General features: G+C 46.1%; 27 protein-coding genes. 12 read left to right on the top strand and 15 right to left on the bottom strand.

Translation table 11 applies throughout. The features are described 5' to 3' along the window. The first annotated feature begins 153 nt into the window (after window positions 1-153). Window positions 154-935, top strand: a protein-coding gene (locus N4J56_RS36900) for an IS5 family transposase (protein ID WP_317111834.1) whose coding sequence is annotated in 2 segments (ribosomal slippage) — window positions 154-487 and window positions 487-935 — 783 coding nt in all. Because the reading frame shifts where the segments join, the coding sequence is not laid out codon by codon here. Between the two features lie 821 nt (window positions 936-1,756). Here the strand turns inward: N4J56_RS36900 and N4J56_RS36895 are convergent. The 7 genes from N4J56_RS36895 to N4J56_RS36865 all read right to left on the bottom strand — a co-directional run bounded on the left by N4J56_RS36895 (window position 1,757) and on the right by N4J56_RS36865 (window position 7,462). Beyond that, a complete protein-coding gene (locus N4J56_RS36895) occupies window positions 1,757-1,966 on the bottom strand; it encodes a hypothetical protein (protein ID WP_317111832.1) in 210 nt (69 codons plus the stop codon). A 24-nt stretch (window positions 1,967-1,990) separates the two neighbouring features. Further along, window positions 1,991-2,953 (bottom strand): hypothetical protein, encoded by a 963-nt coding sequence (locus N4J56_RS36890; protein ID WP_317111830.1) that lies wholly within the window; start codon window positions 2,951-2,953, stop codon window positions 1,991-1,993. Window positions 2,954-2,990: 37 nt separating this feature from the next. Beyond that, window positions 2,991-4,055 carry a hypothetical protein gene (locus tag N4J56_RS36885; RefSeq protein WP_317111828.1) on the bottom strand — a complete coding sequence of 355 codons (1,065 nt, stop codon included), beginning with the start codon at window positions 4,053-4,055 and terminating at the stop codon, window positions 2,991-2,993. Continuing rightward, window positions 4,039-5,130 carry an ATP-binding protein gene (locus N4J56_RS36880; RefSeq protein ID WP_317111826.1) on the bottom strand — a complete coding sequence of 364 codons (1,092 nt, stop codon included), beginning with the start codon at window positions 5,128-5,130 and terminating at the stop codon, window positions 4,039-4,041. The genes N4J56_RS36885 and N4J56_RS36880 overlap by 17 nt, the downstream gene beginning before the upstream one ends. Beyond that, a complete protein-coding gene (locus tag N4J56_RS36875; protein WP_317111824.1) occupies window positions 5,096-6,166 on the bottom strand; it encodes a metal-dependent hydrolase in 1,071 nt (356 codons plus the stop codon). The genes N4J56_RS36880 and N4J56_RS36875 overlap by 35 nt, the downstream gene beginning before the upstream one ends. Before the next feature lie 64 nt (window positions 6,167-6,230). Next, on the bottom strand, window positions 6,231-7,184 hold the full coding sequence (locus N4J56_RS36870) for an ATP-binding protein (RefSeq protein WP_317111823.1): 954 nt from the start codon (window positions 7,182-7,184) through the stop codon (window positions 6,231-6,233). Window positions 7,185-7,267: 83 nt separating this feature from the next. Continuing rightward, window positions 7,268-7,462 carry a hypothetical protein gene (locus N4J56_RS36865; protein WP_317111821.1) on the bottom strand — a complete coding sequence of 65 codons (195 nt, stop codon included), beginning with the start codon at window positions 7,460-7,462 and terminating at the stop codon, window positions 7,268-7,270. Window positions 7,463-7,503: 41 nt separating this feature from the next. Here N4J56_RS36865 and N4J56_RS36860 point away from each other — a divergent pair, with 41 nt between their 5' ends. After that, complete coding sequence (locus N4J56_RS36860) at window positions 7,504-8,664, top strand: ISH3 family transposase (RefSeq protein ID WP_317106316.1); 1,161 nt, start codon at window positions 7,504-7,506, stop codon at window positions 8,662-8,664. Between the two features lie 10 nt (window positions 8,665-8,674). Here the strand turns inward: N4J56_RS36860 and N4J56_RS36855 are convergent, their stop codons facing one another. The 3 genes from N4J56_RS36855 to N4J56_RS36845 all read right to left on the bottom strand — a co-directional run bounded on the left by N4J56_RS36855 (window position 8,675) and on the right by N4J56_RS36845 (window position 10,979). Next, window positions 8,675-9,103: a hypothetical protein gene (locus N4J56_RS36855; protein WP_317111819.1), complete on the bottom strand. Its 429-nt coding sequence runs from the start codon at window positions 9,101-9,103 to the stop codon at window positions 8,675-8,677. 189 nt (window positions 9,104-9,292) lie between these two features. Continuing rightward, window positions 9,293-10,228, bottom strand: coding sequence for a ParB/RepB/Spo0J family partition protein (locus N4J56_RS36850; RefSeq protein WP_317111817.1), 936 nt, complete (start codon window positions 10,226-10,228; stop codon window positions 9,293-9,295). Continuing rightward, complete coding sequence (locus N4J56_RS36845; protein ID WP_317111816.1) at window positions 10,200-10,979, bottom strand: ParA family protein; 780 nt, start codon at window positions 10,977-10,979, stop codon at window positions 10,200-10,202. Before N4J56_RS36845 ends, N4J56_RS36850 begins: the two co-directional genes overlap by 29 nt. A gap of 211 nt (window positions 10,980-11,190) precedes the next feature. Between N4J56_RS36845 and N4J56_RS36840 the strand changes: the two genes are divergently transcribed. The 4 genes from N4J56_RS36840 to N4J56_RS36825 all read left to right on the top strand — a co-directional run bounded on the left by N4J56_RS36840 (window position 11,191) and on the right by N4J56_RS36825 (window position 13,539). Beyond that, window positions 11,191-11,319, top strand: coding sequence for a hypothetical protein (locus N4J56_RS36840; protein ID WP_317111815.1), 129 nt, complete (start codon window positions 11,191-11,193; stop codon window positions 11,317-11,319). 906 nt (window positions 11,320-12,225) lie between these two features. Further along, window positions 12,226-12,789 carry a hypothetical protein gene (locus N4J56_RS36835; protein ID WP_317111814.1) on the top strand — a complete coding sequence of 188 codons (564 nt, stop codon included), beginning with the start codon at window positions 12,226-12,228 and terminating at the stop codon, window positions 12,787-12,789. Window positions 12,790-12,997: 208 nt separating this feature from the next. Further along, window positions 12,998-13,309, top strand: coding sequence for a hypothetical protein (locus N4J56_RS36830; RefSeq protein ID WP_317111812.1), 312 nt, complete (start codon window positions 12,998-13,000; stop codon window positions 13,307-13,309). Then, on the top strand, window positions 13,210-13,539 hold the full coding sequence (locus N4J56_RS36825; RefSeq protein WP_317111897.1) for a filamentous hemagglutinin N-terminal domain-containing protein: 330 nt from the start codon (window positions 13,210-13,212) through the stop codon (window positions 13,537-13,539). The genes N4J56_RS36830 and N4J56_RS36825 overlap by 100 nt, the downstream gene beginning before the upstream one ends. 23 nt (window positions 13,540-13,562) lie before the next feature. Here N4J56_RS36825 and tnpA read toward each other — a convergent pair whose 3' ends face one another. Together tnpA and N4J56_RS36815 are read right to left on the bottom strand one after the other, a co-directional pair. Then, window positions 13,563-13,997: an IS200/IS605 family transposase gene (tnpA, locus tag N4J56_RS36820; RefSeq protein WP_317111811.1), complete on the bottom strand. Its 435-nt coding sequence runs from the start codon at window positions 13,995-13,997 to the stop codon at window positions 13,563-13,565. Between the two features lie 89 nt (window positions 13,998-14,086). Next, window positions 14,087-14,317, bottom strand: a complete 231-nt coding sequence (locus N4J56_RS36815; RefSeq protein WP_317111809.1) for a hypothetical protein — start codon at window positions 14,315-14,317, stop codon at window positions 14,087-14,089. Here N4J56_RS36815 and N4J56_RS36810 point away from each other — a divergent pair. The 5 genes from N4J56_RS36810 (at window position 14,304) to N4J56_RS36790 (ending at window position 20,250) form a co-directional block, all read left to right on the top strand. Further along, window positions 14,304-14,666 (top strand): hypothetical protein, encoded by a 363-nt coding sequence (locus N4J56_RS36810; protein ID WP_317111808.1) that lies wholly within the window; start codon window positions 14,304-14,306, stop codon window positions 14,664-14,666. The genes N4J56_RS36815 and N4J56_RS36810 overlap by 14 nt on opposite strands. A gap of 75 nt (window positions 14,667-14,741) precedes the next feature. Next, on the top strand, window positions 14,742-16,010 hold the full coding sequence (locus tag N4J56_RS36805; protein ID WP_317104593.1) for an IS701 family transposase: 1,269 nt from the start codon (window positions 14,742-14,744) through the stop codon (window positions 16,008-16,010). Window positions 16,011-16,688: 678 nt separating this feature from the next. Next, the gene (locus tag N4J56_RS36800) at window positions 16,689-16,904 is read left to right on the top strand and encodes a hypothetical protein (protein ID WP_317111806.1); all 216 of its coding nucleotides are present in this window, start codon (window positions 16,689-16,691) and stop codon (window positions 16,902-16,904) included. 974 nt (window positions 16,905-17,878) lie between these two features. Then, a complete protein-coding gene (locus N4J56_RS36795) occupies window positions 17,879-19,105 on the top strand; it encodes a Na/Pi symporter (protein ID WP_317111804.1) in 1,227 nt (408 codons plus the stop codon). 92 nt (window positions 19,106-19,197) lie between these two features. Next, window positions 19,198-20,250, top strand: a complete 1,053-nt coding sequence (locus tag N4J56_RS36790) for a PstS family phosphate ABC transporter substrate-binding protein (RefSeq protein WP_317111803.1) — start codon at window positions 19,198-19,200, stop codon at window positions 20,248-20,250. A gap of 22 nt (window positions 20,251-20,272) precedes the next feature. Here the strand turns inward: N4J56_RS36790 and N4J56_RS36785 are convergent, their stop codons facing one another. After that, on the bottom strand, window positions 20,273-20,527 hold the full coding sequence (locus N4J56_RS36785; RefSeq protein WP_317111802.1) for a hypothetical protein: 255 nt from the start codon (window positions 20,525-20,527) through the stop codon (window positions 20,273-20,275). 10 nt (window positions 20,528-20,537) lie between these two features. Between N4J56_RS36785 and N4J56_RS36780 the strand changes: the two genes are divergently transcribed. Next, a complete protein-coding gene (locus N4J56_RS36780) occupies window positions 20,538-20,678 on the top strand; it encodes a hypothetical protein (RefSeq protein ID WP_317111801.1) in 141 nt (46 codons plus the stop codon). Window positions 20,679-20,899: 221 nt separating this feature from the next. Here the strand turns inward: N4J56_RS36780 and N4J56_RS36775 are convergent, their stop codons facing one another. Together N4J56_RS36775 and N4J56_RS36770 are read right to left on the bottom strand one after the other, a co-directional pair. Then, window positions 20,900-21,136, bottom strand: coding sequence for a hypothetical protein (locus N4J56_RS36775; RefSeq protein ID WP_317111800.1), 237 nt, complete (start codon window positions 21,134-21,136; stop codon window positions 20,900-20,902). Between the two features lie 219 nt (window positions 21,137-21,355). After that, a complete protein-coding gene (locus N4J56_RS36770) occupies window positions 21,356-21,658 on the bottom strand; it encodes a hypothetical protein (RefSeq protein WP_317111799.1) in 303 nt (100 codons plus the stop codon). Between the last annotated feature and the right edge of the window lie 70 nt (window positions 21,659-21,728).

Below are 21,728 nucleotides of genomic sequence, written 5' to 3'. Positions count from 1 at the left end.
GCTTCAGCTACTTGCCGAAGTTGAAAATCTCTAATTACAAAAGGAGTAGTATCGGAACTGATAAGAGGTCATTTATAAAGAAAAGTTGAAAGCAGCGAGAATGGAGGCAAGAGGCTTTTACTATGACAAGACAGTAGCCCAAAGCATTGCCTCATGAGTAGAAAAGCTTACAAAAGTGATTTAACCGATCGAGAATGGCAAATCATTGAACCATTAATTCCACCTGTAAGACCAGGAGGACATCCACGTACTGTGGATATGCGTGAGGTAGTAAATGCCATCTTTTATTTGCTGAAAACTGGCTGTGCTTGGGAGATGCTACCACATGACTTCCCACCCTATTCAACGGTTTATTATTACTTTCGGCGTTGGCAAAAACGAGGAATTTGGCAGCAGATAAATCTTGCCTTACGTGAACAAGTACGGATGAAGCTGGGCAAATCTCATCAAGCTACTGCTGCAATTGTGGATAGCCAGTCCGTAAAAACGACGGAAAAAAAGGGGAAGTATCCGGCTTTGATGGCAGCAAGCTAGTTAAAGGTCGCAAACGCCATGTCGTAGTAGATCCTCAAGGACTACTAATGGGTGTAGTAATCACCGAAGCTAATGCTTCAGAACGATTAGGAGCAATAGTGGCATTGCTAGAAGAGTGCTATAACTCTAAGTCTTTAGAGCTAATTTGGGCAGATAGTGGCTACAGTGGAGAGAATTTTGCACAAGCTGTAATGGTAGTCTGCGGTGCAGAAGTAGAAATAGTTAAGCGGATTACAGATGGGTTTGAAGTTTTGCCCAGAAGATGGGTAGTTGAACGAACTTTTGGCTGGCTAGGACGCTATCGACGACTAAGTAAGGATTATGAACTCCTACCGGAAATAAGTGAATCTATGGTCTACGCTGCTATGGTACGGCTGATGCTGAGACGACTAGCTGCTTGATTTTTACTTTATAAATCAGCTCTCATGACTACAATGCCTAACTGGATTCCCTTTGATGGTACTGCAGAGCAAGAAAAAAACTATTCTGTCTTAACAAGTACCGATGGAGAGGTTATTCTAGAGGTTCCAACAGATAGTGTGCGCGTTGATAATAGCAGAGTCGAGGTTGCTGTAGGATCATCTGCAAGAATCAGGAAAGCTCCATCTACTGCTAGCTGTGAGAGACCAGAGTTGACAACAAGTTTTTTTGGTCCTGAGGAGTGCCCTAGAGACTATCCACATTGGGGCTGCTATGCTTTTATAGCAATTTGCTGCGCGGGAGGCAAGATTATTGGTGGATGTATTGGTTATTATCCATGTCCCTAAAAGGACCCAGGATTTGTGTACCAATCGTTTATTGATTTTGGATAAGTAACGAATTTACTCGCCACATACTACAACGAACTATCCGCCGCAAGCGGACGGGGTAGTTCATTAAGTTGAGTGATATTTAGTTGCTTTCCTAACTGACTGTTTTTAACAAGCTGTTCCAAACCCCTTAGTTAGCCAAAGAGGTCAAAAAACAGAGCAAGTCGACGATGAAGTCAATTCAGCGCAATTTACCCAACTGCTTCAACCATTTAGAAGCTAAAATATCACGTTCCAGCATCAAAAGGTGATGAAAGCTGCATCTGCGACGTTGCACACACAGCATTAGTTTGCGATCTTTGGAGATTTCTAGTGGCAACATTCCCCTCGACTATACGTTACGCCCCCGACAAGTCAATTACTAATTTTACTCGGTGTAATATTTAACCATAATTGAATCAGCGTCCCTGACCCTACTCCTCTCTGGCTGCTTTGTGCAGGTAAGGTTTCTCGAAGTAAGCCGGCTCTTGCTCAACCGGCGTGAGCATCGATAAAGCGGCGATCGCACCGCATACCTGGTCGGGGCTGACTTCCAGGTATTTGTAGAGTTCATCCTGGGTACGATGACCGGAGATCTTTTGAATAATTCCGATCAGAAGCGATCGCTCTTCCCCAACTGGCAAATTAACTCTGGCTTAGGCATCCATCTACTCTTCTACCCCCAAAACCAACAGCTTAATTTTCTCAATCCGCGATCGCATACTCGCCCAAGCCCTGTATGTTTGAGCCTTGCGAGAATCAAGACCATTTAGACTACCCAGATAACTATTACTATCTCCACCACCAAACCGATACTCTACTTCTAGCAGCCGCATCCTGACAGCATCGCGCTTGGCTATCTCCTGGGAGATCTGAAATTCTCTGGCAGCTTCGTCATACTCAAAAGCAGCCAAATAAACCTGTTCTCTGATTTTGTTGGCTAACTCTGCCCGTCCCCGCTGTAACTCCGCTGACTTCACCTGCAAGTCAGAGATGGCGATCGCATTTCTTTGATTCTCTGCATTTCCACCAAAGGAGGCTTGTAACAACGGAACTCCAACAGCATTGAGCAATTTATCTAGCGTTCCAGTAGGATTGGTAAATAGTGAGGCGAGGTTAGAAATAAAGCCCCCCGTTTGATGCGTCTTCCCTTCTGCGGTCTGTATTTGCTGGGGTTGGATTAGGGCTTGCAGCGCCGGAGTCATGACAGACAACTTTACAGCCTTTTTGTTAGCTGCCCTTGCTTCCTCGATTTTATTGTTGATTTCTTCGATCCTGGCATCGACTTCTTTGAGCAGGGGATTATGTTGTGTGGCAGCTGACTGTAGAGATGAGATACAGTCACGGGTTGCTACCATGCAGGGCAAATCACCTTTCATTGCATTCCACAAGTCATCATTAATCCGAGTCCGAATTATCGCATCAATATCACTTCCGGCTGGTTCCAGGGGATTTGTCTTGTTTGGTTGGGGTGGTTCTCCTGTGGATTCCTCACCCGACTGCTCCAAAGTAGAATCCTCTGATGTTTCGATGATTTCTCCCCCATCATCTACTGTTGGTGAATCCTGTTGTGTTAAAGGGGCTGCTTGGGGATTGGGGACTAGAGGTGGAGGTGGTAGAGTTTGAGCCATCGCCTTCCCTAGCGACAACCAAAGTAAGCTCGACAGACTAACAATAGTTTGTCTGCCCGACAACCTTGATTCGCCTGACTTTCCCAGAATACGGGCTAGTGACAACGTTGATGGTAGAGAGCTTTTCGTCAACTTCGGCAATTTTAGAAGTGAGTTGGGCAAGCTGGAATGAGCGATCGCGCTCCTGCTGTTGGAAGTCTTGCAGTTGTCGGTAGTACGATTGCTGCGAAGAGTTCTTCTCTTCTGCTCTCCTGGCAGCGGTGACTGATGCTTCATATTCTGCATATGCCCTGGTGTCCTTTTTGGTTTGAAGCTTAGCGATCGCCAGATTGTGTTCTGCCCTGGCTTTCTGTAGTGCCATTGCCAGTTGAGCTAGCCTTTCATTCCTGGTGTTGACAGCAATGGTTAGCTTGGAATTGGCTTGTTGATATTCGGCAGTGGCTTGCTGCAACTCCGATTCTCGCCGCTTCAGCATTTCCTGTTCGTGGATCTCAACTTCAGGGGGTAGATCCTTGAGCAACTGGACGGCTTGAAGTTTCTGCTTTTGGTTTTCCAACAACCGCTGCTGATTCTCGACTTTGACACGGGCTGAATCTACGGCGCTGGATTCTTCCAGGGGAAGAGTCTTGGTAAAATCACTCTGTTGCTGTAAGGCTTTCTCTGCCTCACTCACAGCCATTGATGCGCTTTGGATCTGCGCTGCTTCCTCCGCATAGGAGATGGGAGGCAGCGACCGAACCGCAGGGGGGACGAGGGGAACGGGGGGCTTCAGTAGAACTCTCTGCTGGATTTGTTGGTAGGCAAGATCCAGGGATTTGCGCCCAATTGTCAACCGCGATCGCTCCTCTACCCTGTCTGCCAGCACCTCACCTGCTGTTACCGTGTCTCCCTGGTGTACCTTCAAATCTTTAGGTGATGACAGGGACAAACTAAATTTGAGTATACGAGGGGAACCACTAGGGTTAGTTTCCACCACTTCGGGAGTAGGTTCGCTGTTGGCAGCAATGGCAAAGTTGCGATCGCCCCTTGAGGAATGAGCGATCACAACTATCAGCGCCACCAGGACAGCAGCTATAGTGAGTCTGCTATTCCACTCGCTCATAGAAAGGCTTGATTTTACAACGATGTCCCTGTGTCCCCATCCTCACCAAAGCTTCTAGGGGAGCGAGGTTTGCTACCAAGTCAGAGGCAAATCTGAACCGCTTAGACACTTTCGCTACTTCGGTTTGGTCTACACCCAAGACTATCTTGGTGGCAGAGTTGGCAATGACGTTATCTGAAATATGTGCATCTCGCTGCGATGCTGCAACCCCACATAGCCCATATTTTCTACCATCCGCCAATACCAAATCGAAACTCTTAGACCCCTTTATTTCCTTGGCTTCATCGATAAATATGTATGTCCTGGGTGTTTTGTCGCTGGTTTCACCTATCAATCTATGAGAGTCCATCAGCTGTTTAATGATAGATTCAGTAGCGATCGCGCTTAACCCTGGTACTTTACCCAACGCCGACAAGTCAAATCTGGTAATCGGATGCTGTGCTAGCGATGGCTGGTCTTTAGAGAAGATGCCGTATTGAAATGTAGCTGCCAGTTTCAGAGCAAGTTTTTGTGACTCTTTGCAACCATCCTCAATCCGGCTTTCAATCTCTGACTCTAGGTCTGCAAACGTCGGTGGCTTGCGTCTCCAGGTTGCAGGGTCATCCTGGGCTATGCCCCGCAGCGCATAGCACCTTTCTAAGATTGAGATCAATAGCCCCTCTTGATTTGCGCCCATGACAAAAGCTTTCTTGAGGATCACCGCGACGGCGATCGCTTGGAGCGCCGGACCACCGCCTTTCGTATCTAAGTCAACCGTAAGCGGGTTGATCCCATAGGGCGATTCCATGTCGAGGGGATAGCAGGTTTCGGAAGGTAACTCTTGGTCCCCATGAAAATCAATCGTGATAATTCTCACTGTGGGAAACAGCTTGGGAAGTTCATACGCAAGGGATTTTAAAGTTTGGGTCTTTCCCGATCCGCTACCACCAATCAACACCACATGACCGTTGGGTAAACTGGTAGGATTCCAGGTGACATTTTCCCCTAAAACTATTCCAGCACTGCTGCTAGTTTTGGGGGTATTTTTCCTCTCACTGGGCTTAAGGACTGGCGTTGGTAGCGGCTTGGCTGACATTGATACTCCTGATTTGTAGTTGTCCGGTAGCAAACTGATCGCCTAAAACTTGCTGAACGGTTGCCAATGGTGCAGCCTCTAGGGTTATATTTCCCGCTCCAGAGGCGCGAATTGTAGAGAATTGTCGCGGGTCTTGAATAATTCGGATACTTTCAGGATCGTCAACTGTCAGTTGTCCCGTGACAAATACCATTGCTCCGGTGGTGCGGTTGAAAGGATTCAGCTTCTCTCCTAACTCTTCCTCGTCCAGCACTACTGATTCAACATTGGTAATTGCAGGTGTGCCTATATCAGCTGTAATCTTTTCCGTGAAAATCTGCGCGTCTGGCTCCGTGCCTGCTTTGTAAATTTGTCCGGTGGACGAGGAGACAATAAAACCTTGTCCGTGAGCCTCGACAATTAGATAATCCCCTAGAACTTTGCTGCGATCGCTTATTTGCACTCCTTTGATATGAGCGGTAATCAGGTGAGTAGAACCAGACTCATTATATAGATGCTCCACTCCAGAAGGGCTAGCAATCAAGCGGTTGAACTGGGTAAGGATGCCACCACTACTATTAATGTTGAAAGCAAGGAAAGCGATCGCCACCAGTAGCGCCAGTAACCCATACTCGGCATTGCTTCCAGTCCGCAGTCTGAATTTACGATTCCCTGGACAAACGCAGCGGACGGGGGAGGGATAGAACATTTCCACGCCACCCCTTGTAAACACATCAGCAAACCAACCGAAGAAATAGCCAATACTCAAAGCTGTTGTGTAGGGTAAGACTTTTTCCCCTAAAACTAGAGATAAAGAGTAACCCGCGATCGCCACGACTCCAGTAGCTAGCAGGCTGTGAGTGCAACTGCGATGAGGGAAGCGGCGCTCGAAGTAAGTGCTGACCCAAGGGAGGACTCGACCAGCCGGAGAGGTAGAGATATCAACATCAGGGAGCAGACCAGCGATCGCACCCACCAACAGGACGCTCGGATCTGCCGTCCCCAGGATGAGACTTGTCGCCGTGCCGCTAATTAATAGGTGACTTACTCCTAACATTCACTCCCAACTCCTGACTCTTGACTCCCTGCTCCCTACTCCCTGCTCCCTGCTCCTGATGGTGTTAGCGAATTCTCCTGTCCTCCCCTGGCAGGTTGTACAGCAGTCGGGATAATCCTAAAAACACAGCCGCCGCGATGCCACCGAAAATGTAGAGTGCCTGGTCGCCAGTCCCTAACCCAATGAAGCGCATAATCACAAAACCAACTCCAGCCAACAGAATCAACGGCGTAATATCGAAGTAGCGGCGATGATCTCCGGCTTCCACTTCCAGTCCCAAATATTCCTCATCAATTGCCCTGATTGCTAACATTGGGTTGCCTCCCGCCCGTTCTTGTAGTTTTGCTAAGTCTGATGGCTTTAGATTAATTCCCCGATCTAATGCAGCTTGTTCCATCAGTTCGCGGATAGCGTATTCTGGTAGCGACGCTAATTCAATCCTGGGAAGGTTGATAAACACATCGCTCCTGGGCGGGTCAGTTGCGAATAACAACATGGGTACGCCCTGGCGCTTGAGTGTCTTGAGCCAAATCCTGAATTTGGATTCACACAAGTGAGCATCGTCAATTACCAAAAATGCAGTGTTGCCCTCAAAGTAGTCAGCGATCGCCACCTGCAATCTGTCAGCTGTCAATGCCTTCCCTTCGAGAGAGCGGGTTTCCACACCTAACTGTTCTGCTATCTCTGTTAACATTTGCTTGGGTGTAGCGGGTTCTGTGGTTGCCACTGTAAACCCGTCTCCCTGAAGACTTTCTACTATTGCTGTTGCTAATTCGGACTTGCCGCAGCCCTCCTCACCGACGACAAGGATAGAACTATTTGCCAATAGGGAAGCCTTGATTCGATTGGCTTCAGCTTGTCTATAGAGTCGCTTTGGTCTAGACGATTCTACAATTGGTGGCAGCTCTATCTCCCTTAGCTCATCTTCTGTTGCATCTGCATCAGTCGGTTTGGAGTTCCCTGTCTTGGGAGCTGGGAGACAATTGAGCAGAATGGCGATCGCTCCTATTGATGCCACAAACATAGAGATGATCGAAACACCGAAGACCACCGCCGTGCAGCTAACCGTTGCCAGCGCCAGGAAGTTTAGAGAAGTCTTACCTAAGCCGCCAGTCCCGCGAAGTTCATTAACGCGCTGGCGTATGCGAAAGGGTCAACAGCAGGGGGTACGGACGACTGCCTGATTTGTTCTCTTAACTCTTCCGGTAGCTTGTCAGGGTTTTTGATGTATTCCGCTGCCAACATATTCTCTGCAATCAAGACACCAGTAGCCTCAGTAGATCGAAAATTCTCCAAGAAAGGGGTAGAGTCAGGCAAGCATTGATCAAAGTTGAGCCATGACCCTGTCATCCCCATCCCCATTATCTGCTGCCCCGGCGCTGACTGATGAAGCTACCTTGAATGCAGCATTGGATTGTCTGCTGGAGCATTTGACAATTCCGACTCAAGGAGATTGCAACCCGCAAACAATATTTCAAGTCTTGATTCGAGCGGCAAGCAAGCAGGACAGCATCGAACACACAACCCAACAACTGACGGGAGTGCCGACCGGAAACACGATGCGTTATCATCTGGACAAGTTGGATGAGATGCAGGGTCTGGAAGCGCAACTGAATCAGGCATTACAAAGCCGAGTACCACCCCGCATTGCCAGAGGCAAGCAACGCCTGGCGATCGACTTACATTTGATTCCATACTACGGCAATCCAACTCCAGCCGAGCAACCTTACATCTATCGTTCTCAAGCCAAATTGGGCACTACCTCGTTCTTCGCCTACGCAACTGTTTATGTGATTGCTCGAAACAAGCGTGTTACGTTGGCAGTTCATGCAGTGCATCGACAAGAAACGTTAGTGGCAACCTTGACGTATCTGCTAGCAGCCCTTTCGCCCCTGCGACTGGGAATCAAACGTCTGTATCTCGACCGAGGATTTTTCTGTGTTCCAGTAATTCGCTGGCTCAAAGCGCTCAACCTCCCGTTTATCATGCCTGCCATCATTCGGGGCAAAAAAGGTGGCACTCGGCAGCTGCTGAAAGGGCGCAAGAGCTACTTCACGACCTACAGGTTGAGTGGCTCCTATGGAGCAGTCGAGTGCAACATGGGCGTGGTCTGTCGCTACCAACGGGGGCAGCGGGGACGACGAGGGATTCAGTATTTGGTTTATGCCGTCCACGGCATCAAACTTGCCCTGTCTACATTGCATCATAATTATCGCTCTCGCTTTGGCATTGAAACCAGTTACCGAAGCAAGAATCTTTGCCGGATTCGTACCACTACCAAAAATCCGGTTGTGCGTCTATTATTCGTGGCATTGGCATTTGTGTTAGTCAATTTGTGGGTCTATTTGCGCTGGCATTTTGTTAGTCGCAGCCGTTTCGGCCCACGTCTGGTTTATCAGCATTTATTTCCCCTTAAAACGATGCTGGAATTCTTATGCCATGCGGTGGAACACCATTTTCCAGTGGTTCGAGCCGTTTTTTTACCCTTGACCAAGTAAACTTATCGATCTACTGAGCCTTGTTTTGAGCATTTTTGACTAGCTGGTTCATCGGCTCCATCTCGCCACTGTGCGATCGCTCTCCTGTCGGCACGAAACTCGGTTGTGCGGAGATTTGTTGTGGGGAAGCTTCGACAATCGCCGTCGTTTCTTCTGGCTCTAACTCCACTGGTCCCGATGGCTCTGGTATCGGGTAGCCCTTCATCTTACCTGTCTGCTGGATGTGTGCGTGTAGCCCGTCCATGTGCGCTACTTGGTCGGCATCTAAGTAAGCTTTGTGGTCGATCTTCCAAGTTGTAATTTGCAAGTAGTTCATCCTGGCATACAACGGGTCGCGTCCAATCGAATATTTTTTTTGTAAATCTCCTATAGCAATTTTGGAAAAATTTTCTTCAATTTGATTGCTGTCTAGTGTGGTGTCTGGTGTAGTGTCTGCCATACAGTTGCTCGTTGTCTACCGGATACCCTTTAATTGTCCGGCAGACAGTCCGGTAGACAGGAGAGAAATTCTACTGTTGTCGGGTGAAGATTTAATGATGTTTTAAGAATTATCAGGTAACTTTCTTTACAAAAGGTTTAATCAGAGAGCGATCGCAATCTCACTACTCACTTTAATTTCCCCCTGTCATTATCCTTCCTCAAGCAGCCTTTCTATCTTCTGCAACCAGCCCTGCACTTGCTTCCATTTCTTGGGGTCTTGTTCCCAAAGTTGTGACTGGTTGAGGCGGCGGCTAATTGATTGTATTTGAGTTTTAGGCGAGGAAGATGAAACTTTTTGGGGCTGAAGGGTTTTTAGCCGTTCCCCAATTTCACTCAAAGAGAGATTTTCTCGAATTGCTTCTGCTAATATCGCTTGCCGCTGCTGCTCGTCTTTGACTTTAGCGATCGCCTTTGCCTTGGTGTATTCAATTTCACCAGAGCGCAGTGCTTCTAAAACATCTTCTGGTAGCTTCAACAGGGGCAGGCGGTTGCTGACAAATGACTCCCAACTCATCAACCCCAATTGGGCAAAAACCTGCTTCACCGTTTCGGCTTCTGGTTGAATGATAACGTTATCATTCATTCGCTGGACATCATTCTGCATCCGATAAAGTAGAGAGCTAACCTCGGTTACAGCGATTTTGAGTCGGGATGCTAGCAGGTGGAGAATTGCTTCCGTCTCTTCTACGGGGTTCAAATCTTCTCGCTGCAAATTCTCTATTAAAGAAATTTGCAAGGCTTGTGAGTCGGTGAGTTCTCGAATGGCGACGGGGACTTCTTCTAGTCCAGCAGCTTGAGCAGCGCGATATCGCCTCTCGCCAGCGACTAGCTCGTATAAGCCTTCTTCTCCTTCGACGGGTCGAACCAGCAGATTTTCTAAAATGCCGTGTGCTTTAATCGATTCCGTCAGCTGTGCTAACTTCTGGGGATCGAAATAACGGCGGGGTTGCTGTTGAGGCATGGTGATGGCATCCAGCTTCACAGTCTGGGGTGAAGCTGTAGTCTCCGCTTCCCCAAATAGCACGTCGAGATTGGCTTGAGCTTTGTAGGGTTTATCATTCTTGCGGCGCGGCTGGCGAGTCATTGAGTTTCTCCATCTGGACAGCTAATTGATCGAGGACTTTAAGGGCTGGATTGTTAGGATCGTAGATCGCCAGAGGAACTTGTTCTTCCGAAGCATCGGCAAAAGCAGTGAGGCGAGGGATAGGCTCGTAGACAGTGCCAATCGAGCCAAACTGTTCTCTGATTGCTTGAAGGGTGCGCCTGTCCTGGGAGTTAGTAGCAGCGTAACGCGAGGGGATAAAGCCAGCAATTTGCAAGGAACGATTGCCCCGCTTTCTGACTTTGGCAACAGTTTGCAGGAGCAAGTTAGTCCCTTGGAAGGCTTTGAAGTGCGTTTCGATCGGAATCAAGACGTGGGTGGCGGCGACCAGGCTGGTGTAGCTGAGTAAGCCAAGGCTAGGGGGACAGTCAATGAGGATAAAGTCGTAGTCGTCGCGCTTTGGATCGAGAGCTTCTTTGAGGCGAGCTTCTCGGAATTCTAGATTAACTAGTTGGATTTCGGCGGCGCTCAGGGTGATATTGGCAGGGGCAAGATCCATGCCATGAACGTCTTTAAGGATGAACAAGGGTTCTTCATTGACCAGGGCATCAAAGGGAGTCTTCTCCAGGCTATCGGGAGCGACACCCATGAAGGTAGTTAGGGAGGCTTGGGGGTCAAGGTCAACTAACAGCACGTGATGTCCCCGCGCTTTGAGGCGATCGCCTAAATTTTGGGTCAAGGTTGTTTTCCCTACCCCACCAGCTTGATTGAAGAGTGCGATGATGCAAGTCATTTCTAGCTACGGCTCACACTTAACCAAATGCCAGCCTGTAGCATACCATCATCTAAACTTCCTTGCTATTTTTACAAAACACAGGGGGTAGGGAGCGCTTGCTACAAGCGCTCCCTACTCCCTGTGTTTTGTAAATACTTACAAAAAGACAAAGTAAATCCAGAAGCCAATGGGCAAGAGTGTGATTAGAAGGATACACACCCCAATAGTAATGAAGATAGGAGTCCAGCCACCGAGTTCCATAGGAGATCTCCTGAAAAATGAGTTGTCAGTATTATTGGCGCTGGTAAAGAGCGTCGCCATCTCAAACCATCACATGCCCCGCGATCGCTCTCGCTAATTCTATCGCTTCCATGCCTCAATTTCACATCAAGTTTCTGATGATGTTGTATCAGTGATGGTAATAGTTGCGTTCTGCATAGATGTATTGCAGCTAGGAAGAGTTGTTGATTTCAACTACCTACTATGACCGTTAACAAACTGTCATAACAACTAGAATCAAGCGATCGAGAGACGACAGGATAGTAGTGAAGATTGGTTCTGGAGAGATTTATATGATGACTTACGCCACAGTTACAACCACTATAGAGATACTTGAGAGCGAGCAAGAGTCTTACACTCAGCCGCAACAAAAACAATCGCCGCTCGGTTTTGTATGGAGATCCTTAGCAGGCATGTTGTATCGGTAGAAGTAGATAATTCCCCAGTCGTTGTACCTTAACTGTTTTTGGTTCAACTTGCATCGTCCGTTTCACAACAGATTCCCGTCCAACTACAAATATAAAGTCCGTGATGCACGTCCAATTCCCGCTCGTTCACCATTTACATCCGGTGGGGTTCGGTATCGTCACACACCAGCCTACGACCGGACAAAGATTTTCTTGCTAATTATACGATCGGTCGTCCACTATCAGACTAGGCAATTTGAAAACATCCACTGGACAACTGAAAATATTGAAGCAGCCCCAGAATAACAACACACTAGGGCTGCTGACAACAAACAACGCACTCACACACAAGAGCGCATTGCAGACACTGGTATTTTACTACAGGTATGCTGACATCGTAATGATTGTAGTCTGACCATCTCTATCCGGTTGGCGATCGCTCATCATAGCAAGCCAAAGTATTTCTACAACAATACTCACCTGCACGGCGTACCCTGATATTATCTGGATAGCACCTTGATGAGCAAAAGAGTTTAGAGCTACAGCTTACCTAGATATTACCTATATAAAACCTGGACATGAGTAACACAGGGCGTAACAAGAAGCTTGCCTCATTTAACTGCGATGAGGGGTTGTGGGCAAAGTTCATCACCCGATGTCAGGAAAGGGGTACAACTGCAACAGCCACACTCACTGAATTTATCAAGCTCTACCTGGATGGTTCCCTTGACAATCTGGATGTAAGCGCATTGGACAAGCGTTTTGACGAGCGAGTTAGGGGAAGTGTAGATGAATATCTAGCCACTCATCCACTGCAAAATAAGATTGTTGCCTTGTCTGAGAAACTTGCATTTTTAGAAGGGCAGTTAAGCGCCTATTCATCTCAAGGTAATGCCAGGTCAAAGCCTTTCAAGAGAGAGCAGGATTTTTGGTCAATTCAAGAAAGAGCGAAATATTTAGGATTGTCAATTAGTGCAAACCAGCGGATCAAAATTGAGCTATTTGTCAACGACAGTTACAAGGAACGGCATGGTTCGCTGCCTAGCACGAAGTTGTACAGGGGTACTAGAGTTTATGCTTATCCAGCAAAGGATTTAGACATACTGGATGCGACAATCAAGGGTGTGGTCAGGCAAGGGTGAAGCAAGGGCGGGGCGATCCGCAAGTGCTTTTGTAACAGACTGCAATCTGAAGTTATCACACATGCGATGCGATCGTGTCTTTATAACATTGGGTTGATTTTTTTCTCTTGAATATTTATAGTTATTGATGCTTCGCCATTTGTGTCTGATTTAACCAAGTAACTACTATAGATAATATCTACAAATATCTCCGATTTTTGGGTGGGGAGTGCGGTTAGGGTTGGTTGGTGTGGTGGTAGGGAGCGCGATCGCTTTTGGGAATGCTGCGCTAGCTCAGGTTGTACCGGATTCTCAAATCGTGCCCGATAGTACTCTAGGCGCAGATAATTCTATAGTCAATTCCAGCCCAGATGGGATAGATACAATCTCCGTGGAGCCACACAGGGAAGTAATTTATTTCATAGCTTTGATCGGTTTTCCATCCCTAATGGACGGGCAGCTTTATTTGATAATGGAGCAAATATTCAAAATATCCTCACTAGGGTTACGGGTGGCTCGGTTTCTGATATTAATGGTTTGATTCGAGCTAACGGTGCGGCTAATTTATTTTTGCTCAATCCTAACGGTATTGTTGTCGGTCAGAATGCCCAACTACGTATAGGCGGCTCGTTTGTAGCGAGTACAGCCGATGCTATCCAGTTTGGCGAACAAGGCTTTTTCAGTGCAACCGATCCTAACGCTCCTCCATTACTGACGGTCAACCCTTCGGCGTTTTTATTTACTAAACCACTATGCACTTCCAGTGCATAGGTTTAACTAGGACTGAAAGTCTACTACTCCAAGAGGAAATTATCTCGCTCCATATTAGATGGACTGCGATGATGCTCCAAGTATTCTTCCACCAACTCCTCTGTAATGTTACCTGTACTCCATGCTCCATAGCCGATCGCCCAAAAGTGCTTACCCCAGTATCGCTTGTGCAACTCTGGATACTCCTGTTGCAGCAGGCGTGAAGTTCTGCCCTTAAGTCGCTTCACGATGTCACTAATCGCTTTTGAAGGAGGATACTCTATATGCATGTGGACGTGGTCTTTACTCACTGCTCCTTTGAGAATCTTGATGTCCTCGGCATCGCAGATTTGGATAATTAGTTCTCGACATCGCTTCTGGACTTCTCCCCTGAGAACGTGATAGCGATACTTCGTGACCCAGACAATGTGAACTGTTAGCCTTGTTACTGTATGTCCACTGTGTCGATTCTCTGCCATATACTTTTAGCTCCAGCCTATCGCATATAGAAGGAGCTACTAAAGTCTCGCACTGAAAGTGCGTAGTTTGTACTAGCGCGTTGGAACAATCAAGCAAGAGCTGCCGCAATTGAGAACAATTCAAAAGCTGATGCGGGGCGAGATCCAGCAGGTAGTGACACTACATATTTTGGCTTAAGAGTTCCAGATAGTAAAAGTTTACTACTGGCAGGTGGCGATCTAAAAGCCGATGGTGGTGGTATCGTTGCTTTTAATGGTCGGGTCGATATAGCGGCGGTAGCAGGAACGGGGACGGTAGGACTAAACGTGAATGGTGACAAACTTAGCCTCAGCGTTCCCGATGGTCTACCAAGAGCTGATGTGTCGCTGACTAACAGAGCTGGCTTTATCGTGTCTGCTGGTGGAGGTGGTGATATTGCAATTACTGCTAAGGATATCAATATAGATAACAGCTCTCTTAATGCTGGGATATTGAGGAATTTTGGTTCGTCTGGCTCTCAGGCAGGAGATGTCACTCTCAACGCAACAGAGGCAGTGACACTTGTGGGCAGCTCTGTTTTTAATGACGTAAGTGCAGGAGGAATCAGTAATGCGGGTAACATGACCATCAAGACCAAACAACTGACTGGTACTAATGGCTCTCAAATTAGTGCTAGTGGGACTTTGTAAGAAAGATGGAGCAAATTGAGCTAGAATGCGGGTAGGAGTTGCGTTTTACGTCAGTCTCGACAGGAGCAACGTAAGGTGAAAGATCAAGTACCAGCAGCGATGCCGCAGTGCTTTGAGAACTGGTGTCGTCGGTTTGATGATGTATTTTCGCGTCAGAAGCAGCGGCAGGAATTTCGTGTTTATCTAGGGGGACTGCTGGGTGAGAGTCAGCGCAAAAACCTGAGCCAACTGGTCACAAATACAGTAGATGGCTCCTACAACAGCCTCAGACATTTTCTCAACAATGCCCCTTGGGATGAAGTCAAGCTAAATAATCGGCGGTTGGAGGTGATGCACCAGTGTCGCCAGACGACCCCGAGTCAAGGTTTCACATTGATTGTAGATGATTCGGGACATCGCAAAAGTGGTGCGGCTACTGATGGGGTAGGACGGCAGTACATTGGGGAGATTGGCAAGACTGACAATGGTATTGTGCTGCTGACTACCTACTTGTATGATGGAGTGCGACGTCTGCCGTTAGATGTTGCACTCTATCAACACGCAAGTTTATTCGAGCAAGGCAAGGCAGACCCCAACTTCCAGAAAAAACCTGACCTGGCTCTAGACTTGGTTGACCAATGCTTGAAGCGCGGTTATCGACCGGGTGTGACTGTAATTGATGCAGGCTACGGTAATAACACGCCTTTTCTCAAGCAGTTGGAGTCGAGAAACCTAACTTACGTGGCAGCAATCGCCAAAAACCGCCAAGTTACTGCTCAAACATCAGGTGATGAGTCTGCTCGTAAGCAGGGATTAGAAGCTATTGCTCAAACCTTGGCAGTGGAGCAGTTCACACCTGTGCAACTCAATCTGGAGCAGCCCCGGACAGTTTGGGTGGCGCTGTTACCAGTTCACGTTCCGAAGCTCGAAGGCACTCGCTGGCTGGCGATTCAACTCAATGCCTCTAGTTTCGAGCAAGCGACGGAGGTGGATTACTTTCTCACCAATGCCTCTGACAACCAAGTCAGTGCGGCTTGGGTAGCTCAAACATATTCTGCTCGCAACTGGGTGGAGGTCTTCTATCGAGAAGCCAAGGGCTGGTTGGGTTTGAGTGAGTATCAAGTTCGGGATGCTCTGAGTATGAAGCGTCATTGGGTTTTAGTGTTCATCGCTTACACCTTCATCCTTTGGCATCAGTTGACCGGCGGATTCCGCAGACGTTGGGCAACCAAACCCTTACAAACCTTTGCCGAAGCATTGGAGGCATTCCGCACCGCAGTCGAGTTTCGTTTGGTCCGCTGGCTTAATGAGCATGTTGATGTATTTGCCTCTCACAGAGCTAAGTTCGGCTATATTTGGGCTTAGAAAGTTTTAAAGTCCCACTATCTGATATTTCATTCATCACTACAATTTATCCTTACTTATTTAGGACTACCCCAGCAACAAGGTATCAGTGGGACAAAGGGCGATCGCACTTGAGAGTAGAAAATCAAATCTCCACAACCTCAGTTACTGATAGCTGATAATTGACAGCTAAACCTGTTACGAATATGTGCTTTTGTGGTAAAAGGTTAAAGAATAACTCTGAAAGGGAAAATTCTATTCCTTTAACCCACTTCAGCTTCCTTTTCCCAATTCCTACATGAAGTCTAATGAGTGAAGGAGGGCTAAATTAAAAATAAGTAAATTGACATTTAAGCCTTGATTAATATATGTTTAAAAAACTAGTTATTTAGACTTATAGACACATAATTTGCGCTCAAATCTTGTTAACTTCTTTACATCTAAACTGCTTATATTTTTTATCAGAAACGATGAAGTATTGAATTTTGAATGCAACTGTTTCTAGTTATATCTTAGAAGAATCTCAATTATTTAACAGCTTTGAAGAGTTGAAAGACATAACTACCTTAATTAAGACACAAAACTTAAATTAAAAACTTGAATTTTTCAGTTTAATACCGAAATATAAAGATGAGATTAGACAAGCTATAGTTCAATCTCATGTCTAAATACTTTTGGATACTACTGAAGGAGAAAAAAATGGCGAGAATTAAGATATCCACACTTAATTCAGTGAACTCTGAGATATCTTGGGCTTCTAACAGCTTACTTAATGAGTTAACTGATTGGGAAATGAAAGCTGTAGTCGGTGGTACAAATGGATTAGTAGATATACAGGAAATGCTTTTGCAAGCATTACTTGATGTAACTAAGATGCACCTTGAGGCATCGTCTGATTCTTCCGACGATAGCTAATTCAAAGGTCCTGATTGGCTGACAAATCTTAGGAGAGAGGTTGAACAAGCACACCAATCGGAGCAAGCGGAAGGTGTAGCTCTCCAACGGGGCAAATAACATCATCGACTAACTAGTAAGCCTAAACAGACACAGGTAACAATGGAAAACACCTTCCGTTTTTATGATGAACTTTGCCGTTCATTCAAAGCACACTTAGACGCGCAAGGAATTATCAACTCAACCTATAATTCGCAAGATTAGGCACTCTCATTTTTGAATAAGCTAAAGCTGTTTAAACATTTCAAACATATTCTAGAGCTAAAAGCCAAGAATTGAAAAAATTAAGAATTCTAGTTTCTTCTCGATTGACTTAAGTGAGAAGTTTTTAAATAGTTTTGATAGACTTAAGTTATCAACCAAGAACTCTTGCTATCATCGAATAAATGCCATGTCCAGAGCATTACATTTACTGGATGAAAAATCACCAAAATATTTCCGGTTAAAGACCCAAAGGTAGGGTCGCTGCAACGAAGTGTCACGCAACAACCAGAAGCTTTATAGTCAAAGGCTTGTGCAAAAACTTTAACTCAATTCGTTCAGTCTGCGGATGGGGAACTTCCAAGGACTGAAACCAGCATGATCTGCCCATTCTAGATTAATGATACTTATATTACACCTTCGCTAGCCTGGGACCCACTCCTGCCAATTGCGGATGCGATCGCTTGTTTTTAGTTTCGGTTTCATCGATCGCGCTTGGCTTTTGCCTCTGGTTACACTTAACATTTCTACTATTCACGCATCAGAGCCTTTTCGTTCAAATAAATTTAAATTTGGCTTAATCCAAGTTTAATCAAAATGTGTTTTAAAACATGTTACTAAATCTACTCTCCATCTTTTTGAGTTGATAAAATATCTAGGTTAATATTTCCTTTTATACATTCGATCGGAATTCAACCGCTCTATTTTTGTTTTAGAGTTGCGCCATCAGAAAAATGTATAGATTCAAACATATTAAGAGTCGGATACTCAAGTATTTCAGTCTGGGTTTATTAGTGACAGCTCTAGCGATCGCACCTTCTCCCTTTGCTCGCTCGCATAACTTCTTGGCTTTAGGAACCGCCCAAGCTCAAACCCCCGTGCAGACGGATGAAAATCGTCCAATTCAAGTTGAAATAGCTCAGGCTCCTGCTACTGGGGAAGCACCAGCAGCCGCAGCAGAGGAAAAAGAAGAACTGATTGATTTCTTCAAAATGGGCATGGGTGCGTTAGCAGGGTTAGTGCTGTTCATCTATGGTGTCACCCGCCTCTCCGAAGGGCTAGAGGACATGGGTACGGAACGGATGAGAAGTTTTTTGAGTCAATTTACGACAAACCGCTTTGCGGGCGTAGTCACGGGAGCTGTAGCCACGACACTACTAGAATCTTCCTCCGTCACAATTATCATGACGATCGCGATGGTGAGTGCGGGAGTCTTAACTTTTGTGCAATCTTTGGGAGTAGTTTTAGGGGCAAATATTGGCACTGCGGTAGGAGCGCAAATCATTTCTTTGGACATCGAACAGTACGTCCCCCTACTGATGTTTGCAGGGTTATTACTATTATTTTTGGGCAAAACAAAGACTTGGAAAAATCTTGGTGTTGTCCTGCTAGGGTTTGGTTTAATGTTTTACGGATTAGAAGCGATCGATGAAGCTATGAAGCCTTTTCGCACCTACGAACCCTTCATCGGTTTAATGGAAACCTTGGGGAATAATCCAATTTTAGGTGCTGCTGTCGGCGCGCTATTTACTGTGATTATTCAATCCTCTTCTGCTACCGTGGCGATCGTGATTACCTTAGCAAGTTCCGGTCTAATTTCCCTACCAGCAGGAGTTGCCATTATGTTAGGTGCAGAAGTTGGGACTTGCGCCGATACATTAGTTGCGACAATTGGGCGCGGTCGTCCGGCATTACGCACGGGAGCATTTCATTTTGGGTTCAATTTCGTGAGCGCCATTTTAGGAATTATTTTTGCGCCCTTGTTAGTACAACTCGTCCTTTCATTCTCTGGTAGTGCGGGTGTCGGTCGCCAAGTCGCTAACGCACAAATTTTGTTTAACGCGATTGGTGTAGTTGTAGTGATTGTATTCCTCCCGACGATCGCCCAAATTTTGCAAAGACTTATTCCCGATACTGAGAATGACTTAAAGCTGCAACCAGAAGTACAAGCAGCAAGATAGTTGGTCATTGGTCATTGGTCATTAGTCATTTGTTAGTTGCGATCGCCAATCGTGGCTACTCGCTTACACAATTTTTTGGAAGTGTAAAGATTATGTGGCAGCAATCTAAACTGGTATCTGTGGGTCTCGTGAGTTTGTTATTGGGATCGATCGGTTGTACGAATAATCAAGCAAATGATATGGCTGTGGATTTTCCTCAAGCTTTGAACGTAGCTCAAAAAAATGTCAGCACAAATCAATTATCAGGTAGAGTGATTGTAGATGGTTCGAGTACGGTATTTCCCATCTCTCAAGCAATGGCAACAGCTTTTACAAAGAATAATCCAGATGTAAAAGTCAATGTAGGGGTGTCTGGTACTGGTGGCGGTTTTAAAAAATTCTGTGCTGGAGAAACAGATATTACTGGTGCTTCTCGTCCTATCAATACCCAAGAGATGAAGTTGTGTCAGCAAAATCAGATTGAATATACAGAATTGCCGATCGCCTTTGATGGTTTAGCAGTCGTAGTTAACTCTCAAAATAATTTTGTCAGTTGCCTCAAAACTAGAGAATTAAGACAGATGTGGGAACCTGCGGCTGAAGGAAAAATAACAAATTGGAACCAAGTTCGGGGGAGTTTTCCAGACCGACCGTTACAGCTTTACGGTCCCGATGCTGCATCTGGAACTTTTGATTATTTCACCTTAGCAACTGTGGGGCAAGAAGGGAAAAGCCGGACTGACTATAAGCCAAGTGCCAACGATGATGCTTTAGTACAGGGAGTTGCTGCCGATCCCAATGCGCTTGGTTATTTTGGTTATGCCTACTACTTAAAAAATCAGGAGAAGTTGAAGTTAGTCGGAATCGATAGCGGTTACGGTTGCATCCAGCCTAGCCCTAAAATCATTGCAGATGGTAGCTACCAACCCCTCTCGCGTCCAGTATTTATCTATGTCAAGAAAGCGGCAGCGGTGCGTCGGGAAGTGAATGCTTTGACTAACTTTTACCTCAACCCCGACAATGCAAATATAATACTGCAAGTGGGTGACGTGCCGCTACCTAATATTACGCTCAGAGCCGCAGCTAGCCGTTTTAATCGGGGAATGACGGGGACGAATTTCGGTGGTAGAGGTGCGGTAATTGGTGTAGCCCAAGAGGGTTTATAATTCTATTTTTGCACTGAAGGAATTAATTAAGTAGAAGGTTTCGTAGGGTCGAGCGTTTCCTGGCTGGACGATGACGCTCTAAAAACACTGTGACTTCAGACGGATGACAAAGAATTTGAGGAACATCGTTCACTACCAGCAACCACCTGTCTCCAACTAGTTGCAATCTCCATCCTTGCTCAGCTTGTTGGGGAAGGATCTGCCATTTACTTGGAATACTTAAGTCGCAGATAAACCCCCAAGCTTGGGCTTGACTTACTATACTGTCATTCATCATTGCTGTTTGAGTGCAGAATTACTTTTTACTCAAGTTCAAAAGACAACAACCTCAGCTAAAAAAGTATTTGTTCGTCAGACCGAGTGAGTCTGACGAACATCTAACCCTGACGATCGGTGTCACCAACATTATCCTTCGCGGTCAAGAATAATTGTAACTATCTATACAGTGAATTCCCGACCAATGGCGCGAATGGTTATGACTTCGAGATCGGAGTGAATCGTAGTACAAGAGTGTAGAAGGAGTGCGATCGCTTTTCTGGGAAAAAATGTTACCTGACAAACTTTTTAACTTAGACCGCCCTCCGTAGTTAGCTTACACTCTTTTGTACTGATAGAAATATTGACCTACAAAGGGACGAGCTTCCCAAACTCACCCAGCACTTAAATTGGCGATTGTTATCTGGTTCTCTAGAGGCTCCTCTCTGCCAGTCGCATTCGATGACTCTGGAGTAGGTACATCAACATTTTCATCATCATCAACCGAGTCATTCAAGTCGTTGAGATCTGCTCCAGAAGCTTCGGCGTTCGGGTTGGGGCTAATTAAACTTGGGTCAGAAGTTTCATGCACCGATAAATGAATTGGTCGCTCGTCTGGTGTTTGAGTCATTGTAACAAGAGTACTAGACTAGCACTAAATCACTACTTACTTAGTTAAGACGAATACTCTTACCAGTTTCCTTTAGCAACAGACATAGGCTCAAAGTCATAGCTGTTTGCTTACGATTCAATGCCAAATTTTTCTTCTCCTTACCCAATTGAATCCCCCGTCTTTTTGCCCGCCGTGATACCCTGTCTGAAAAGGAGCAGGGTTTTACGGCGGCTCCGCTCAAACTCTAAGCTCTGACTTGCGCAGAGCGAAAGCTACCTTTTGAGATGCATCCAGACTCCAGACCGTTGCCGGATGACCAACACAGCGTTGACTAATCGCCCACAGATAAGCATTAGGATGGTTTGACTCCAGCCACCGCAGCACGCACCTTTGTTGCTCCTCGGTTAACTGTTTCGGCATCTGTGGTAAGCAATTAGCGACGAGTGCAATCTGACGAAGCGCTTCACTGACACTAGATCGATCCCTAGCAGCACACCATTGCTCGACTAGCGAATAAATTTGCTTGTCTGTTGCATCCACAAGCGAAATTCCTCTTTACAAGTATTTAGTCGCAACGCTCAGTCACCACCAATCAATAGCTGATTGCCAT

The organism is Chroococcidiopsis sp. SAG 2025 (assembly GCF_032860985.1).
Classification (GTDB): domain Bacteria; phylum Cyanobacteriota; class Cyanobacteriia; order Cyanobacteriales; family Chroococcidiopsidaceae; genus Chroococcidiopsis.
The sequence above is the reverse complement of the archived record's forward strand: the minus strand, read 5'-3'. Positions and strand labels throughout refer to the sequence as shown.